This is a genomic window from Lutispora thermophila DSM 19022 (genome assembly GCF_900142105.1).
In the GTDB taxonomy this organism is placed as follows: Bacteria; Bacillota; Clostridia; order Lutisporales; family Lutisporaceae; genus Lutispora; species Lutispora thermophila.
In genome coordinates, this window is the sequence record NZ_FQZS01000009.1 from 60,542 (window position 1) to 78,760 (window position 18,219).

At 36.4% G+C, this 18,219-nt stretch carries 17 protein-coding genes, 2 tRNA genes, 1 pseudogene and 1 riboswitch; of the genes and pseudogenes, 3 read left to right on the forward strand and 17 right to left on the reverse strand.

The annotated features are described in order from the left end of the window. Positions 1-111: 111 nt before the first annotated feature. From BUB48_RS07665 to BUB48_RS07675, 3 genes are all read right to left on the reverse strand, one after another. The gene (locus BUB48_RS07665; RefSeq protein ID WP_073025659.1) at positions 112-1,218 is read right to left on the reverse strand and encodes a D-TA family PLP-dependent enzyme; all 1,107 of its coding nucleotides are present in this window, start codon (positions 1,216-1,218) and stop codon (positions 112-114) included. 62 nt (positions 1,219-1,280) lie between these two features. Then, a complete protein-coding gene (gene thrC / locus BUB48_RS07670) occupies positions 1,281-2,387 on the reverse strand; it encodes a threonine synthase (protein WP_073025660.1) in 1,107 nt (368 codons plus the stop codon). Between the two features lie 221 nt (positions 2,388-2,608). Beyond that, positions 2,609-4,012 (reverse strand): MATE family efflux transporter, encoded by a 1,404-nt coding sequence (locus BUB48_RS07675; protein WP_073025661.1) that lies wholly within the window; start codon positions 4,010-4,012, stop codon positions 2,609-2,611. A 950-nt stretch (positions 4,013-4,962) separates the two neighbouring features. Here BUB48_RS07675 and BUB48_RS07680 point away from each other — a divergent pair. Beyond that, a complete protein-coding gene (locus BUB48_RS07680) occupies positions 4,963-5,238 on the forward strand; it encodes an NAD(P)H-dependent oxidoreductase subunit E (protein ID WP_073025662.1) in 276 nt (91 codons plus the stop codon). A 33-nt stretch (positions 5,239-5,271) separates the two neighbouring features. Beyond that, the gene (locus BUB48_RS07685; protein WP_073025663.1) at positions 5,272-6,777 is read left to right on the forward strand and encodes a 4Fe-4S dicluster domain-containing protein; all 1,506 of its coding nucleotides are present in this window, start codon (positions 5,272-5,274) and stop codon (positions 6,775-6,777) included. A gap of 233 nt (positions 6,778-7,010) precedes the next feature. Here BUB48_RS07685 and BUB48_RS07690 read toward each other — a convergent pair whose 3' ends face one another. The 3 genes from BUB48_RS07690 to BUB48_RS07700 form a co-directional block, all read right to left on the reverse strand. Continuing rightward, positions 7,011-7,535, reverse strand: a complete 525-nt coding sequence (locus tag BUB48_RS07690; RefSeq protein WP_073025664.1) for a GNAT family N-acetyltransferase — start codon at positions 7,533-7,535, stop codon at positions 7,011-7,013. A 204-nt stretch (positions 7,536-7,739) separates the two neighbouring features. Further along, positions 7,740-7,816 (reverse strand) — tRNA-Arg (locus BUB48_RS07695). Positions 7,817-7,953: 137 nt separating this feature from the next. Then, on the reverse strand, positions 7,954-8,469 hold the full coding sequence (locus BUB48_RS07700) for an O-acetyl-ADP-ribose deacetylase (protein WP_073025665.1): 516 nt from the start codon (positions 8,467-8,469) through the stop codon (positions 7,954-7,956). A 123-nt stretch (positions 8,470-8,592) separates the two neighbouring features. Here BUB48_RS07700 and BUB48_RS07705 point away from each other — a divergent pair, with 123 nt between their 5' ends. Further along, complete coding sequence (locus BUB48_RS07705; protein WP_073025666.1) at positions 8,593-9,192, forward strand: SOS response-associated peptidase; 600 nt, start codon at positions 8,593-8,595, stop codon at positions 9,190-9,192. Between the two features lie 72 nt (positions 9,193-9,264). Here the strand turns inward: BUB48_RS07705 and BUB48_RS07710 are convergent, their stop codons facing one another. The 11 genes and pseudogenes from BUB48_RS07710 to BUB48_RS07760 all read right to left on the reverse strand — a co-directional run bounded on the left by BUB48_RS07710 (position 9,265) and on the right by BUB48_RS07760 (position 18,129). Then, the gene (locus BUB48_RS07710) at positions 9,265-9,927 is read right to left on the reverse strand and encodes a metal-dependent hydrolase (protein ID WP_139249943.1); all 663 of its coding nucleotides are present in this window, start codon (positions 9,925-9,927) and stop codon (positions 9,265-9,267) included. A gap of 302 nt (positions 9,928-10,229) precedes the next feature. Then, a complete protein-coding gene (locus tag BUB48_RS07715; RefSeq protein ID WP_073025668.1) occupies positions 10,230-11,273 on the reverse strand; it encodes a homoserine dehydrogenase in 1,044 nt (347 codons plus the stop codon). 196 nt (positions 11,274-11,469) lie between these two features. After that, positions 11,470-11,673 (reverse strand): hypothetical protein, encoded by a 204-nt coding sequence (locus BUB48_RS07720; protein ID WP_073025669.1) that lies wholly within the window; start codon positions 11,671-11,673, stop codon positions 11,470-11,472. Between the two features lie 88 nt (positions 11,674-11,761). Continuing rightward, positions 11,762-12,565 carry a bifunctional hydroxymethylpyrimidine kinase/phosphomethylpyrimidine kinase gene (thiD, locus tag BUB48_RS07725; protein ID WP_073025670.1) on the reverse strand — a complete coding sequence of 268 codons (804 nt, stop codon included), beginning with the start codon at positions 12,563-12,565 and terminating at the stop codon, positions 11,762-11,764. 69 nt (positions 12,566-12,634) lie between these two features. Then, positions 12,635-13,285: a thiaminase II gene (gene tenA, locus BUB48_RS07730; RefSeq protein WP_073025671.1), complete on the reverse strand. Its 651-nt coding sequence runs from the start codon at positions 13,283-13,285 to the stop codon at positions 12,635-12,637. Between the two features lie 224 nt (positions 13,286-13,509). Next, positions 13,510-13,609, reverse strand: a riboswitch (TPP riboswitch). 222 nt (positions 13,610-13,831) lie between these two features. Next, positions 13,832-14,650 (reverse strand): annotated as a pseudogene (locus BUB48_RS07735) (MerR family transcriptional regulator). Between the two features lie 444 nt (positions 14,651-15,094). Further along, a tRNA-Arg gene (locus tag BUB48_RS07740) sits at positions 15,095-15,171 on the reverse strand. 68 nt (positions 15,172-15,239) lie between these two features. Beyond that, complete coding sequence (locus BUB48_RS07745; protein WP_073025672.1) at positions 15,240-15,719, reverse strand: hypothetical protein; 480 nt, start codon at positions 15,717-15,719, stop codon at positions 15,240-15,242. Positions 15,720-15,745: 26 nt separating this feature from the next. Beyond that, positions 15,746-16,222 carry a zf-HC2 domain-containing protein gene (locus BUB48_RS07750; protein WP_073025673.1) on the reverse strand — a complete coding sequence of 159 codons (477 nt, stop codon included), beginning with the start codon at positions 16,220-16,222 and terminating at the stop codon, positions 15,746-15,748. After that, on the reverse strand, positions 16,203-16,799 hold the full coding sequence (locus tag BUB48_RS07755) for an RNA polymerase sigma factor (protein ID WP_073025674.1): 597 nt from the start codon (positions 16,797-16,799) through the stop codon (positions 16,203-16,205). The genes BUB48_RS07750 and BUB48_RS07755 overlap by 20 nt, the downstream gene beginning before the upstream one ends. Positions 16,800-16,956: 157 nt before the next feature. After that, positions 16,957-18,129 carry a DUF4097 family beta strand repeat-containing protein gene (locus BUB48_RS07760; protein WP_073025675.1) on the reverse strand — a complete coding sequence of 391 codons (1,173 nt, stop codon included), beginning with the start codon at positions 18,127-18,129 and terminating at the stop codon, positions 16,957-16,959. Between the last annotated feature and the right edge of the window lie 90 nt (positions 18,130-18,219).

An 18,219-nucleotide genomic window follows, 5' to 3' on the forward strand; every position in this document is an offset into this window, starting at 1 on the left:
ATACATATGTTCTGCAATTTTTTTGATAAATATAACCATAAGCTTTAAAAAGAAAAAACGATGCAGTCATAGACTTCATCGTTTCCCAACAATATCCTTCATGAGTAACATTTATGTCAATTTCCCTCTGCATAATATCGGAATCTCTTTGATAACTTTGTCATGAGATACCAGATAGGCTTTGTCGTATAGGTTGCATACGGGACATATGTGATTTGGAATAATCTCCAGCTTGTCTCCTATTTTTATTTTGTCTCTTAGTTCTTTATTGTAAATGATAGCATGTTCATCAAATACTGAGTGGATATATGCATCTTTATATCCTTTTATGACACCCAATCCCTTGGTGGCACAAATACCCTTATTTCTGGTCTGCATTGTTATACCCTTTGCTCCTACATCAGTAATAACCCGCTCCTCAGTAGGACGGCTAATTACAGTAGTAAGCACCGTTGCTGCGCATCGGTCATATGTCCCTATGGCATTTCCCTGGGAAGCATCCATTAGAATATATGTTCCTACCCTAAGTTCTGTAATGCCTTTCATAATATCAAAATCAAACATTGAGGAAGGAGTGGAACCTATACTGACGGTTTCTAACTTGCAGCCTAGTTCTTCTGCTAACTTTGCGAAGAACAAAGTTCTCTTCTGACTTTCATCAAACAACTCTTTGCAATGTTCTACATTGTCTGCACCATAGGAATGCCCGTCATGAGAGAATATGCCCTTGAGATGCACATTTCTACATTTCTTTATATGGTTCACCAGATTAATAAAATCCTCTTCTTTTATTACACCTGACCGATTTTCTCCCACTTCTATTTCTATTAAAACCTGAGCCTTTTTATCCGCTCCTTCGAAAACCTCCTCCACCATACTCACTTGAGGTATGCTGTCAACTCCAAAGGATATATCCACTGCCTTTGCCAACTCCCTGATCCTCTTTAACTTGGCCCCGCCCACTATTTCGTTGGCAATGAATATGTCCTTCAATCCATTATCTGCCATAACCTCTGCCTCTCCAACTTTAGCTACGGCAATACCTTTTGCTCCGTATTCCTCCTGAAGCTTTGCCAAATAGGGCATCTTGTGAGTCTTGGTGTGAGGCCTTAGGTTTACATGATTTTTATCAGCATAGGATTGCATGAAGCAAATATTTTCTAAAAGCTTTTCCTCATCTATTATCAAGGCAGGAGTATCCAATTCTCTATAATCCATTTACATCCCTCCGACAAACTTGCTTATGATTATATAATATTATTTCATCATGTGAATTAACATCAATTGCTCTTTATACCTGCACCGGTTAAAGGCAGCACGACTGTCTTGTCCTTTAGCTCCGTATATTTGCTTATGTAATTCAAATAAGCCGCATAATTTACCGCAGACGTAACTTCAACATATATGCCTTTATGGGCCAATACTTCTCTTGCACTGGCTATATTCTCTTCCGTAACACCTATTATATCCCCATCTGTTTCTCTCACAGCCTTCAATATTTCACTCCCTCTTGCAGGAGCTGCAATGGCTATTCCCTCCGCCAAAGTTCCTTTATTTTCACAGGGTTCTACCTTGGTCTTATTGCTTATAAAAGCACTTTTTATAGGGGCACAATTCTCCGCTTGCACTGCCAATATTCTTGGCATTTTATTTATAATCCCCCATGATATCATTTCTCTAAAAGCAATATAAGCACCCATAAGCAATGTACCATTCCCTACAGGTATTATAAAGGCATCAGGCATCTTACCATTAAGTTGCTCAAAAACCTCATAAAAATAAGTCTTTGTCCCTTCCCAGAACAATGGATTATAAATATGGCTGGCATAGAACATATTTGTCCTTTCCACCATTTCTATAGCTGCCTTTGCAGTATCCTCCCTGTTTCCAGGAATCTTGTGAATCTCTGCTCCATGAGCTTCTATTTGCTTTATCTTCTTATGAGATGTTGAAGCAGGAACAAACACATGACACCTTATCCCTGCTCTTGCTCCATAGGCAGCAATGGCTGTCCCAGCATTTCCGCTGCTATCTGCAACAACCTCTTCCACTCCCAGTTTTTTTGCCATGGCAACGAGTATTGCAGCACCTCTGTCTTTAAAAGATAACGTAGGCATATGGTAATCTGCCTTTGCATATAGGTTTCGTGCCAGCGAAATCAAAGGAGTACCGCCCTCTCCCATGGTAATACTTCTCCAACAATCATCATTTTCAAAAGGAAGCGCATATATATATTTCCATAGTGAATGATCCTTTGAAATGGCTGTAGCTTCAAAATCTATGGGCTTTTTTTCATATTCAATACTTAACAATCCACCACAGTGACATTTCCAAGGATTCACATCCAAAGAGAACCTATGGCCACATTCTACACATACATACTCCATAGACCATCACCTCATATAAAATTCTCATAACCCATAGTTAAGTATAATTCTACCTTAACATAATCTCGACCTAATGGCTTTCAAGAAAGTCTTCCTTGATTGTCAAAATGCTTCCAAAGGAAGCCTTTCTTATATAAAGCTTATCACAAATTTACCTTATACTCTATACATAGCAAATAAGAAGGTTTCCTTTGGAATCCTTCTTATTTGCCAATCCATATCTATCTTATTTTTACATGTTTCCATTTGCCTGTCCTGAATCTTATATATACAAAAACCCATCTTACAAACTGATCGATGAATACCGCTATCCACGCTCCTGTCAATCCCCATCCCATGATGATGATAAAAATATAGGCAAGAACTACTCTAACTATAAGTACTCCCACAAAGGTAGCCACCAGAGGCCAGAATGTATCTCCTGCACCTCTCAAGGCTCCTGCCAATATTAATTGAGACGATTGAAAAGGCTGAACAAATGCAATTATCTTCAATGCTCCCGATGCACTTTCGATGATTAAAGGATCCGTGGAGTAAAGCCCTACTAATTGACGTCCGAAAAAGAAGAATATAACAGCCATAAATGTAGAAATCAAAGATCCAATTCTTCTGGTTTTCTTTGCATAGGCTTCCGCCTTTTCATGGTCCTTAGCTCCCAATGATCTGCCCACCAAGGACGAAGCCGCTATTCCAAAAGCCTGTCCCGGCTGGAAAGAAAGGCTCAATATGTTAAGCGCTATCTGATGAGCCGCATAAATAACTGTTCCCAGACCAGCAACTATTCTAACAAATATTAGTATTCCTACTCTTAAAAACATTTGCTCTATAGATGCAGGCAGACCTATTTTTACCAAATTGTACATTATATTTTTATCAAACGTAAATCTGCTTCTTAAATCAAGCTTGATGATGCTTTCCCCTTTTATAACATATATGAATAACAGTACGCAAGCTATAACCTGGGACAATGCAGTTGATATTCCCGCACCTGTAACACCAAGAGACGGGAATCCCAGCAATCCATATATGAGCAGAGCATTGCCTATAACGTTTAAGAAGTTGCACATTAAATTTACTCTCATAGGTGTTCTTGTGTCACCTACTCCTCTTAATGCAGCAGATATGGACATGTTAAAGGATTGAAAAACAAAACCAATCATAACTATTTTGAAATAATATCTGCCAGCTTCTAAAGCATCTGGCTCTGCTCCCATAAGATTTAGGATATTATCCGTATAAATTATTCCCAATATTGTCAAAGGTATGACCAGAAGTGTCATGCTTAATAATATTACATGCTTAAGAACCGTTTCCATTCTATCATTCTGCTTGGCACCGAAATATCTGGCAATCATGGCCGTTCCTCCCACATTCAATGCCTGAACAAGGGATAAGCCAATAAATAACGGCTGATTTGTCATTCCCACTGCAGCTACAGATGCTGCTGCTAATGACTGATCCGGAATTCTCCCAAGCATCATCATATCTATCATTCCGAATAAGGACCCTAAAAGGAGTTCTATCAGCACCGGCCAAGCTATTTTTATGACATCATTTCTTACGGTAGAATTTTTTGAATCAGATATTGACTTTTCCTCAATATCGTTATTATTTACCTCTTCCATCTTTCGTTGCCTCTTCTCATTTAATAATTTTATATTATCTATAACAGTATATCTAAAACATATTTTAGCACATTTGGATTTATTCTTAAACTTTCTAATAGGGCTTATTATCAAACTCCTAATTTCTTATATTCAGTCACAGATCAACTCATCCTTGAACTGCTTATAACATATCCTCGCTATAAAACACCTACGTTTAAAGTATTCTAACAAATCTCCGATAACTTTTAGAAATCAAATATTTTTTATCTGGCCCCTCCGATTGTAAAAAAGCTTCTCAAAATACCTTTTCCATAAAAATTGGTGCATCCTTTGGAATTCCCCGACCACAATCAAAGCATTCCTCTACCATGTACGTTGTTTAAAGTATATGTGCAATAGCAAATAAAACAACAATCCCTTTCACCAGATATTAATAAGCAACATTCATTGTCGGTTTGCTTTCAATGCCATAATGTAAAATTGTAAGAATATAAACCAATGCTTTTAAATCATCCTGAGCTTGAGAGGAATAGGCTAAATTACTTTTTATTAAATAGACTTATATATAACTTGCCAATTTTTCGCTAAAAGAATATGCTTATTAATTTCCCTCTTATGTAGAAAAGTTGACATTTATAATATATAATTATTAATAAAGCAGCCTTACTGGAGATGATCACGTTGCTGTCATTAGTCTTAGATATATTTATGTTGTAACGATTTTAATATGTGTTGGAGTAACTTCTTGGCAAATATGATTTTTCAGCACACAAGCCACAGTAAAAGTCTTTTTAATTTTCAAATTCTACAATAGAATAGTTTATATCAACCTCCAACAGATATATGCCTCTATCATTTTGTAATTATAAATTATAGATTATATGATATGTTGGAGCTTTTCATTCATAAATTTCAATAAATCAAGGCTATCACAAGAAGTTAAATTATTATAAATATGGAGGAATATTATGAAGATTAAAGTCTGTGCAGGTTCAAATTGTACATTGTTAGGCTCAATGAATATATTAGACCAGATTGATGATTTAAAAGATATTATAAGCGAAGACGCTGACAATTACAGCGATGAAATTTTAGAAGTAGAAGTTATAAAGTGCTTAGGATACTGTAAAAATACTAACAAGAAGGTTGCACCGGTAGTAGTCATTGATGAGGAACCTATGTTTAATGCTACAAGTCAAGCTGTTATGGAGAAAATAGTCAATAAGATTAGAAAACAGAATTAGAAATGACGCTAAAAATACGGAGGAATAATTTCAATGAAAGAAAGTTATGTTGATCTAATTAACATAAGGAGACAGATATTTGCGAAAATCGCTAAGATAGCCTATGATGGTACTGACTTAAGTGAATTAGAGAAAGCATCTTTTGAGATTTTACCCGGTGAAGTGGCTACTTATAGGGAGAGTATATTTAGAGAGAGAGCAATAGTTGAAGAAAGACTAAGGCTTACAATGGGATTAAATGCCCGAAAGCCAACTGAATATAATCGGGTTACAGACGGAATAGCAGAAGTAGATGTGGCAGAAACACAATTTATCGAACCATTGATAAATGTAATCCCCCATGCATGTGAAGCTTGCCCCACAAAAGCTTTTTATGTCACAGACAATTGCAGAAAATGTTTAGCTCATCCTTGTACAAATGTATGCCCTGTAAATGCAGTTTCCATAGGAAAGAACAGGGCCGTTATTGATCATGGGAAATGTATTAAATGCGGCAGGTGTAAAGAAACATGCCCATATAGCGCAATTGTGCAATATGATAGACCATGTGCTGCTGCATGCGGCGTTAATGCCATAGAAAGCGACCATTTGGGAAGAGCTAAAATAAACAGTGATAAATGCGTATCTTGTGGAAATTGCATCATACAGTGTCCTTTTGGAGCGATATCGGACAAGTCTCAGATATATCAGCTTATAAAAGCAATTAAAGCTAATGACCATATGTATGCCATAATAGCTCCATCTTTTATTGGACAATTTGGTCCATTAGCATCCCCTGCACAAATATTTGAGGGTATAAAGCAACTTGGATTTAAAGATGTTGTGGAAGTAAGTTTAGGGGCTGATATTACAACTATTCACGAAGCTAAAGAATTTCTGGAAAAAGTACCAAACAAGATTCCTTATATGGGTACAAGCTGCTGCAACTCCTGGACTTTAATGGTAAAGAAGCTGTTTCCGGATCAATTTGAATATATATCAGACTCTGCATCTCCGATGGTTGAGACTGCTAAGTATATTAAAGCTAAAGATCCACAGGCAAAGGTTACTTTCATCGGTCCTTGTATCTCTAAGAAATTAGAAGCATTAAGAGAAGATGTTAAGGATTATATTCATTTTGTAATAACATTTGAAGAGCTTATGGGTATGTTTGTTGCCAAAGGAATAGAATTATCGGAAATTGAAGTATCTAAAGAAATCGAAGATGCATCGGCACTAGGACGAGGTTACGCTATAGCCACCGGAGTTGCTGAAGCAGTAAAAAAGACAGCATTGGCAATAGATCCATCAAAAGATATAAATGTTGAATGTGCATCATCTTTACATGAGTGTGTAAAGCTTATGAGAGCAGCTAAGGCAGGAAAGAAAAATGGTTATTTGCTTGAAGGTATGGCTTGTCAAGGAGGATGTATCGCTGGACCTGGTACATTGGCTTCATTTAATAGAGTAAGAAAGGCAGTAACAGAATTCAAAAATCAAGCTAAAGTTGAATCTCCACTTGATAATAGTATTATTGATGAAAATTTAAGAAACGTATAACGTTTCTTAATGAATAGTTGTCGGCAAAGAAGACATAATTTTAGATGAACAACTTAATAAACCTTGCTAAAATTCAATCATAGGCCTAGAATCATACGGAATGTATGAATTCTAGGCTTTTAGTGTTTCTAGATTTAATGCAGCAATAATTCTTAAATAATCTACAACAAGGATATATTTTCTAAATATCATATGTTCCATTTAATCAATTTAGATGCAGATTGTTATTATGACTACAAGTTGTCATTCACTAATTCGTATGACGGGTGATACAGACCGGTGGGGTTGTAATAGTTTTCTCCAATGTACCGGAAGCCTAACTTGGTCAATAGTTTTTTTGAATCTTCATTTTGCGGATGATGCCCCGCATACAATTTATCTGCTTTTAAATTATTAAAACTGTAATCAATAACGGCTTTTGCCGCTTCTAAAGCATATCCCATTCCCCAGTATTTTTTGCGCAGATGAAATCCAATTTCATATGAATGTATTTCAGAATTAAAAGGACGGATACCACAGCAACCAATCAGGTCTTCCGTGGAAAGGTCAAAAATAGGCCAGTACTGTATGTTAAACATTTTGTCATTATGTATTTCTACATACAAACGATCAATGATATCTTGTCTTGTAAAAACACCTGTAGCACAGATGAATCTTGTTACTTCCTTATCTCCCCATAACTGAGTAGCCAAATCCAAATCCGCACTGTTCCATCTTGAAAAACCAATCCGTTTTGTTTTCATAAAAAATTCTCGCATCTTAAATACCTCTCATTTGATAAATAGTCTGAAATAAGTATAACATAAAAATAACCATAAGAAAGGCTTCCTTTGGAAGCCTTTATAACAATCAATGAAGCCTTTCTTGAAATGCCAGGAAAGCATAAATTAAAAATTTGCACTTTCCTAGCAATATAAGAAAATCCATGTGCAGGTTTGAATCCTTACACATGGATTTCGCTATGGTGCACCTAGAGGGAGTCGAACCCCCGGCACACGGTTTAGGAAACCGTTGCTCTATCCTACTGAGCTATAGGTGCATTTTTATCGTACTTTGTTATTATAATAAATTTTTGAAAATTTATCAATGTTAATATGATGAAAATTTCATCTTTTCATCATATATATCTTCATAAATCAAGGAAATGCTATGATATCTATTTTATTAAAAATTTTATTAATTGGTTTGCTCAAGTAATGATCTATAGCACTCATAGGCTTTTTCATTAAAACATGCAAATACAACCTTTTCTATGGAAGTATCACTTGATAAAAATTTTTGAACCTCTTCTACGGCTATTCTTGTAGCTCTCTCAATAGGAAATGAATAGACACCTGTGCTTATGGCAGGAAAAGCTATGGTTTTTATATTATTTTCTACTGCTAGCTTCAAAGAATTCCTATAAGCATTTCTCAATAACTCGTCTTCTCCATTGCTTCCCCCTCTCCATACCGGTCCTACGGTGTGTATTACATGCTTTGCTGGCAAATTATAACCCTTTGTAATCTTGGCTTCTCCTGTTTCACAACCTCCTAGGGTCCTGCATTCCTCCAACAGTTTTGGCCCTGCTGCCCTATGTATAGCACCGTCTACACCTCCACCACCTAGAAGGCTGTTGTTGGCTGCATTGACTATGGCATCAACCTGGAGCTTAGTAATGTCACCGAGATAAATTTCAATTTTACCTTTCATCCCAATCAACTCCTTATCATTATTTGATTTTATATATTTATTGCATCATAATTCATTTAGATATTTCCTAAAAAATTCTAATATGCTAATATTATCTCAATACCATATAAAGGAGTAATGAATATGTGCGGCAGATTTTTGCTGGAAAGCGAAGTGGAAGATTTAGTAGCGAGATATAATGCAGAATACTCCATGGAAAATTATAAATCCGGGGAAGTTTTTCCTTCTGAAAATCCTCTTACTGTTATAAAAGCAGAAGATGAAATAAAGCTAATGCCTATGAGGTGGGGCTTGCCCATTGACAACAGCAAAAGGCTTATCATAAATGCACGAGTTGAGACAGTGGATAAAAAGCCTATGTTCAAATCATCCTTTTTAAGGAGAAGGTGCATTGTTCCAGCCAATGCTTTCTTCGAGTGGAAATCACAAGGCAGCAAAAAATTAAAGCATCAAATAAATAAAAACGGAGAACAAATCTTTTCCATAGCTGCAATATATGATGATAATGGCTTTGTTATATTGACAATGGATTCTACAGAGAAAATGAAAAACATCCACAACAGGATGCCCTTGATTCTTAGTAGAGAAGAAGAAAGTATATGGTTGGATACCACCACTGACCTTTATATGCTTAAATCTCTCATAAACAGTCCTCGATTCATAGATTTTCATATAAAGCCCACAACCCAGGAAAAAGAACATACCCTTTTTGATTATTTATAGACCACCTTCTGAGTTTGGAATAAGTAGAACAGGGATGAAAGGCTTCCAAAGGAAGCCCTTCTTTTATTTCCATCAAATCTCCACTTGGTCTCCTGGATTGAGAACTATTGCCCTCGTAAAGGTTTCTTCTTTTACTGCTTTTGCAAAGACCTCCGGGTCCTGCTTAATCACAGGGAAAGTATTGTAATGCATAGGTATCACATACTTAGGCTTTATCATCTTTACGGCTTCCAAAGCATCTTCGGGACCCATGGTGTAGAAATCTCCTATGGGCAATAATGCTACATGGATATTATAACTTTTCAAAAGCTCCATATCTTTGGTCAGGCTTGTATCTCCTGCGTGATATATCTTTTTCCCCATGAAATCAACTACGAAACCGCAAGCATGGCCTCCTTCAATACCACTTCCATGAAAAGCCTGAAAGAACTTGACGCTTCCGAACTCTGTTTTTGCCTTACCTCCAATATGTCCTGCCATCACATTATTATGGCTTTTCCTGAATTCAGCCCCAATTTCATTGGTTGAAAAAATAGTAGCGTTGGTTCTTTTGGCGATATCCAATGCATCTCCCTTATGGTCTCCATGATAATGGCTTACAAATATATGGGTAGGATTAACCTCTGATTCCTTTACTGCTGCCAAAGGATTATCGCTTATAAAAGGATCAAATAAAAGTGAGTACTCCCCTTCCTCTATCAAAAAGCATGCATGACCAATAAATTTAATTTTCACATCCATCATCCTCCATCTTCAAATAATTACTGGTATTATTATACCATTTCCTTCTATGCTTATGAACGGTTTAATCTTTGCTTCCTGTATTTGTGGAAATATTTTGAAACAATTGATATAATTCATAAAAAATAAATTGAAATATGATGACCCAACCCTCAATGTAAAATTCTACAGGCACCATGTTTTCCGTGAAGAAGTGAAATATCCTTACATCCTTGATTTGAGTGAATATAACAAAGAATGGTTTTAGTTAAACCAAAACCATTCTTTGTCATTTCAATCTTAGGTTCATAATTGATTTACTTCAAATATTCCTTGATCAATGTAAGCAAATCGCTGTATATACCATAAGCTGTTTGCTGTATCTCTGGATTTCTCTCAACAATGGAGATTTCACCCATAAGATCTGTGGTAATGGATAGTATAGATGTGGTGGAATCTACATTGCTAAATATATCCCTGTTGTTTACAAAGGCAGGATAAACTCTGCCTTTCACAGTCCCATTTTCTCTGTAGCCTTCACAAAGGAGTTTTATCTTTCCCCCTTTTCTTCTTGCATCTTCAATATCCTTCAAAGCAATATGCGAGATGCCCTTCCTTTCTATGGTCATGGGAGTGGTCTCTCCATCCATTAGAACATTAATCAAAGCAGCCGTCTTTGCTGAAGCATCCCAACCATCTATATCCATAGAAGGATCTGCCTCGGCAAAGCCTCTCCTTTGGGCCTCTTTCAACGCAACTTCATAATCTGATCCTGCTTCCATCTCTTCCATGATGAAATTAGTAGTGGAATTTAAAATGCCCTTAAATCCCAACACTGTACATCCTGGCAAAGTTTTTTTCACCAAATTGAATATGGGCGTTCCGTCCATAACTGTGGTCTCATGCAGCAAAGCCAAGCCCTTTTCATCCGCCATCTTCTTTAGCCTTTTATAATCCCAGGCTATGGGACCTTTGTTGGCGGTTATTACATGCATATTATTCCTTAAGGCTTCTTCTATATGACTTATTGCCGGCTGCCCATCCTTAATGGAAAGTGTGCTAAGTTCTATGAGTACATCTGCTCCTGATTTTCGTATAATATCCAAAACACTGCCATCTATTATTTGAGGATTATCCCGAGAAAATCTCCCTTCTGTCTCTGCTTCATGCAAAGCTCTATCAAGATCCACTCCTGATGGATCAAGAAGTGAACCTTTTGACCTTGTGGATATGGCAGTGACAACTACATTTACATCATATTTACTTCGGATTTCTTCCCCTTTCTCCACAAGCATTCTGGAAAATTCCTTACCCGCATTTCCAAAACCAATCATGCATATAGATAATTTTTTGCTGATCACTATGGCACACCTTCCTCTATAACTAATATTTAAAAACTCTATTCTTACTCATTAAATAGCGGTTATTCTTTAATCTTTCCACCCTTTTCATCCTATGAAGGGTATCATCATCCTTATCCTGATTATTAGTACAAAGCCTCACAGTTATGGTATGCGTTTCTGCATCCCAATATATCCGAATACCCTTTCCGTAGAACTAAAGTATCTTGTCAATGAGTAAATTATACTCTAACAAAATCAAGGCTTCAAGCTTTGGATCAGCACAAGGCACAATGAAAAATATTTTTCTTTTTGCAACACATGTAGATATTGCAGGCTCCAGTAAAAATCCATCACGGTAACATCCTTTGCAGCGGCTTGCTTCCCTTGTATGATAGTAAGCCGCATTTTCATTAATCAATAAAAATGCGGCTTATAGGTTGAGTCATTGATATTGATTAGTATATATACCCATGGGACTCCTATGGCTCACATAATCCCGCCTGATCTTATTCATCTCGCAGACCATACTTATAAAGCTCATAGAAGTGGTGTGTAGGACCATTCCCTTTACCGATATCAAGGGAATGCTCAATGGCTTTTGTCACATAATCCTTTGCCTTTTCAACTGCGTCTTTAACGGATAATCCCTTGGCAAGCTGGGAAGCAATTGCAGAGGAAAAGGTACAACCGGTGCCATGTGTATTTTTTGTAGCAATACGGGATGTTTCAAAGCGGTAGAAATCCTTTCCATCATAGAGAATGTCTATTGCATTGCCAGAGGCATGACCTCCCTTTATTACTATGGCTTTACAGCCCATTGAATAGATTTTTTTTGCAGCAGCTTCCATATCTGCTACCGATGTAATCCGCATATCCGCAATTTTTTCAGCTTCTGGAATATTGGGAGTCAATACATCAGCAAAAGGAATGATTGTTTTTATCAACGTATCCACTGCAGTAGGTTCCATAAGGGGGCAACCGTTTTTTGCATACATTACCGGATCCACCACCACATTGGCTGGATGATATTCCTTCAATTTTTCAGCTACAGCATGCATACATGCCGGGGTGGAAAGCATACCAATCTTTACGGCATCTACCTCGATATCCTCAAAGACTGCATCGATCTGTTTTTTAATCATGTCCGGCGTTATATCCTGTATATCGATGACTCGGCTTGTATTTTCCGCAACAACAGAGACAATGACACTCATGCCAAAAACACCATGAGCAGAGAAGGTTTTCAGATCTGCCTGTATTCCTGCCCCTCCACTGCAATCTGATCCGGCAATGGTCAAAACTTTTTTCATCGTAGAATCCCCTCCTCTATTTTCTTTGGAAGAACACTCTTTTATGATGACAACACTATGGCATATGCCTTACTCCTTATAGGACATATTCCAGAAATCAAGCTCCAACAAGCTTGCCTTCTCAAAAATAGCTGCAAGTTTCTTTTTTCTATCATCAGACAAAGCAGCACATTTTTCATCGGCAAAGTCGCTCCACAGTCTACAACTTGCAACATAACGTTCATTAGCATAATCTTCAATAAAGTCCCGATATATTGACCCTTTTGATTCAGGTTCAGCGGCTATTTTTCTGAATATGTAATTGTAGCTTAACATACAAGGCAAAACTGCCATCAGCATCTCACATATATCGCCATTGTCAGCAATATCCATCATGAAATCTATATAGTTTTTATTTTCCGGAAATGGCTCTATATCTTCAATATCACTGTCTGTTAATCCAAATCGGTTTAAATAGCTTAAACGAACAGCTGATTCTGTATCAGTTACAAAGCATAGAGCAGAATAAAACATTTGAATATCCTTTAATGTTGAGGAATGATATATAGCTTTTCCGTATACTCGTGCATAGTATTTTAAATAAATACTGTCCTGAATCATATAATGCTTGAATTTTTCCATGGGCAGGGTTCCCTTTTTTACCTCTTGCACAAATGGGGCTTCTACACAACGATCCCAAATAGGCAAAACTTGAGCCAAAGTTTCTTCCATGAATGTCATTTCATTCACCTCCTAAAATAAAATAAGAGCATCCAAATAAGTTGGGAAGCTCTTTTAAATGCAAGGGCGCTTAGAATATTGGCTACTTATATTGTTATTAACCTGCATGTCCAAAAAAGGTACTAACCTTTCAACCTTGTTCAGTTCCCTCGCCATCATATCAATTGTATATAATTTCATGGAAAAAGGACGCCATCCTTTTGGGAAGCGTCCTAATTAAATACAATGTAATATTCACTGCTTCCCTACGTAGGTATTAACCAACAGGTTCAAAGGGTCAGGTTTTACCTTCTCAACTGCCAAGCAGTTCCCCCGCATGATGAAAGTTTACCATTATAGCTCAGATTTGTCAACATCCATCATAAGTACCGCTCTCATCCTCCAAAAGCGCATAAAAACACTGCCTGCTTATTTCACACAGGCAGTATTCCGATAAGAAAGGCTTTCTTTGGAAGCTTTAAATCAACCAATGAAGCCTTTCTTGAAGCTCATTACGGAAAGTTTATATTAAAGTGGAACTATACTTTCCCATGGCTTATAAAAATGTTATTTCTTTTTTACCGGATAGCATATCTCCGTTACCAGTTCATCTGGATTTTTTGTTTCTGCCGGGCTCACATGGTAAATGCAGAACATTGGTCCATTAAATTCATAACCGTTATCTCGAACCCATTGGGCTACTATTTTGTGAATCGATGTGAGCTAATCATAGCTCCCTTTTAGTATTGCAGAAGCAAATTCCACTGCAGGAACCCTTTTGAATACCACATGATGAGTATTTTCATAGGAACCTTTTACGGACATCTGAATTTCCACATCTACATCGCTTTCTTTATGTCCCTCATCGTGAAATATGGCCATACCATAACTAGGATCTGCAATCTGCATGTTCATTCCCGCAGTTTCCCTCATCATAATATCCCATAGCATTCCTTCGTGATCGTAAGCAGGAATTACCTGGCGAACACTAGCAACATAACGTTCCGGTAAAGCCTTGATGGTAACATTATAGTTCATTGCTGTTTCCTCCTTTCTCAGTCTTTGGATGGCTGTATCAAGGAGCAGCAGACGACGACTGATTTCCTCTGCCTCAGCCTGCACTTCGGCTCGCTTCACTAGCAAATATTCAGCCAATGTTTGGGAATCATCATAACTTTTTAGTATCTCTCTAATAGTTGAAAGACTAAACCCCATATTCTTAAGCTCAGTAATTCGGTTAGCAACAGAAAGCTGTTCCTCACTGTAATAGCGATAGCCCGTAAAACTGTCGATGCTTTTTGGCACCAGCAGGCCTATTTCATCATAATGCCGCAACATCCGTATACTGATCCTTGACAATTCTGAAAAATCACCTATTTTCAGCATGCTTATTTCCTCACATATATGTGTTTTTTTGAGCTCATTTTCATTCTAGAGTATATCACAATGTGAGAGTCAACAAGGATTTTTAAAATTATTTATTTAAACCTTAAAATGTTAACCATTTATGATATTGAAAATCACTATGTTCAAAACATATTGTCCATATTGAAATCATCTCCACCAACAACCATTCCTCCATAAATCAACCAGAAAAGTATTGCTGAGTGCGGTAATCCATAAAGAAAGGCTTCCTTTGGAAGCCTTTTATAACAATCAATGAAACCTTTCTTGAAATGCTTTTATGAAAGTATAAATTAAAAATTTATACTTTCATAGCATTATAAATCAAGCACCCTGATTAGTATTATGCTACTAAATAATCAGAGTGCCTGAATTCTATTTTATATAGTTAGAAAATAGCCTCAATCTATTTAAATTGCTGTATTATGGTGCGCCCGACAGGATTCGAACCTGTGGCCCCTTGATTCGTAGTCAAGTACTCTATCCAACTGAGCTACGAGCGCATTTTTAAGAACACATTATATATTATCACAAATATGCTTGAAAATCAAACAGCAAAATTTGCACATCTTTATTCCTTTCCATCAATCTTTCTGCTTTTTAACAACAAATATGCACCGGATATTATAAGGAATAAGGGAACAATACTTCTTCTTAAAGACCAGTATACATTCTGGAAATCAACACCAAACAAAGATATGATCACACTGCTGGGAAAAGAATTGATAAGTCCAATTATACCTAAAAATAAAAGTGCAAAACCAACGAACTTTTTATTGCTTAAAAAAATATCATAGCTATATACTTCCTCATCCTTTACTGTTTTTCCTGCTGCTATTTGCTTTCTTATGTTGTATCCGTCAAAAAAGCTGAAGAACCATAAAGGAACACATATTACAGGAATTAGTTGTTCTGCATTAAAGCTCAATAAAAGAGTAAAGGATCCAATGGTTGTAACCATTAGCTGAACTCCTCTCTTAAAAAGCCCCATGTACATCTGTGAAGCACCAGGTATTAAAGAAAAGAAAAAGAATATTATATCTCGGATCATCTTGGTTTCCTCCTGAACATAGTCTCCTAATCATCTTCATCCATTGTCATATTTAAGTTAAATATCCTGTCTGAAATATTCATTATGTTATTGTTCATCATTTCAAAAGGCTTTATAATGCTATTTTGAATATTTCCCATATTTTTCCCTATACTATCTATAATACAATGATTCCTATGGGGTGATAAATTGAATAAAGCAATTATCAACCCCGCTGCTATTAAACTTAATCCCAGACTTCTAATATTATTTATGGCATAAACTCCGATTGACTTATATTTATCAAGATCTATTGATCCCATTATATTTGCTATAAGACCAGGCGGAGCTTCAACATTTCTTCCGATTTGGGACAATATTGACTTTATCTCCACTATCCTTTCATACTCTAATTTGCAGGAATCGCAACTATCTAAATGCTCCTTGATAAGTTTATCCTCCAGCTTTGATGTTTCTCCTGCAACATATCGGTGCAGGCTTTTTCTAACTCGGTTGCAAAGCAATTGTCCCACCTCCGAAATCCACCTTTAGTGCCAATCTCTTCTTTATGAACTTTCTCGCCCTAAAAAGTCTGGTATCTATAGTCTTTCTGGGAACTTTCAATATATCTGCAATCTCCTGGGGACTAAAATCTTGAAAGTAATACATTATCATGACAGTCCTATAGATTTCAGGCAATTTGTTTATTTCTGCCCTTATTATATCTGCATTTTCCTGCCTTAATAGTATCTCCTCAGGATTGCTTCCGCAATCAGCTATAAAATCATATACATCAACATCATCTTCATCCTGGCATGAAAGGATTGAAATAGTTTTTGCCCTCTTTTTTCTTGTCCAATCAATGCATCTGTTTACAGCAATTCTAAATAAATATGTAGAAAACTGAGCTTTATTCTGGAAGTTACCAAGATTGTTATATACCTTTATGAATATTTCCTGCGTTAAATCCTTAGCTTCTTCATAATCTCTGGTATAATTGTAAGCTGTAGAAAAAACCTTGTTCTGATATCTGCTTACAAGCTCAGCATATAAATTTGCTTCCCCTTTTATTATAAGCTCTATGAGCTCTTCGTCTCTCAAGTATCGCCACCACCCTCCGACAATTATTTTGACGATTTAATAATTACTTTCCTTCAAAAATATAAGCTGTTAAATATTTCATTTAACAATAATTAATTATATCACAATATAAAGACTTCCATTGAAAGCATTATGACTATCAAGGAAGTCTTCTCCATTACTTCATCTCAATATCCCCATTGTTGGTTTTTAGCCTTATTTCTTTGCTGCCATCACCAATTCTATTTTCCAGGGTTTTTTTCTGCGCAGAATCTTTCGCATTACCTTCAAAACCTTTTATGTTTCCAAAGCTGGTTTCTGCATATATTCTTCCGTTTTCAATGCTTTCTTCATCTATCTTCACATCTCCGAAGGAAGTTTTTGCATCAATGTTTCCCTTTACACCTGCTATTTCCACATCCCCATTGCTGCTTTCAGCTTCTACATTTCCTTTTATTTTTATAAGCCATATATCTCCAAAGGATGTTTGTGCATCTGCATTTCCATCAACTTCTACTATTTTTATATTACCATTGCTATTCGATACGTCAATATTTCCCCCTATCTTTCCTATATCAATTGTTCCAAAGGAACTTTTCACTTTCGCATCCTTCGAGCAATTCGCAAGCTTAATATCTCCATGACTATTTTCTACTGTAACCTTTCCAGCACTTTCTATATAAATATCTCCAAAGCTGTTCATTACATCTACCGTTACACCCTCAGGTATATAGATTATAAAATCAGCCATGGCCTTATCATAGTCTTTGTTTTTATTGGATGATATCTCTTTTATATAAACATGTGTAATCTCTCCCTCGTCAATCTTTATTGCATTCTTTATATAATTTCTTGCCTTTTTTTCATCATTATATTGAACCGTAACATCTGCTTCCAATCTTATTTCGTTGGAATTACCCTTTCTTATTTTAATATCTCCAAAGCTATTTGTCACCTTTAACTCTTTCATGTCGTAATCTTTAGATATCCCCTCTTTTGTGATTCTTTCTTTTATTTTCCCTTTATAACTTAAACTCCCCATAAAGGGTATATCCCCTATGCCCTTTATATTTACATGTTTAAAACCCATAAAGCTGCTGTTTGCAAAAATTGCTGCAAGCAATATGAAAATAATGCATAATCCATCTATGCTAAATTTAACATTTTCGCTATTTCTCCCATAAACAGACATATAAATTAACATTTCCAGGCCCAATCCTATCAAAAGAAGAGGCCAATACTTATATACATCCGTTATAGGAATGTCAGTAAAATTCTGTGCAAACATTACAGAACCTGCTGTAATCAAACCTATGGCCAAGGTTATGGTTCCAACCTTTTTCTTTCTCATATAAATTCCCCCACTTTTAACTAATAGTCATTACACTCTAATATACGAAAATTTATGTAAAAAGTATGAAAAAAAGCTGCGTATTACATC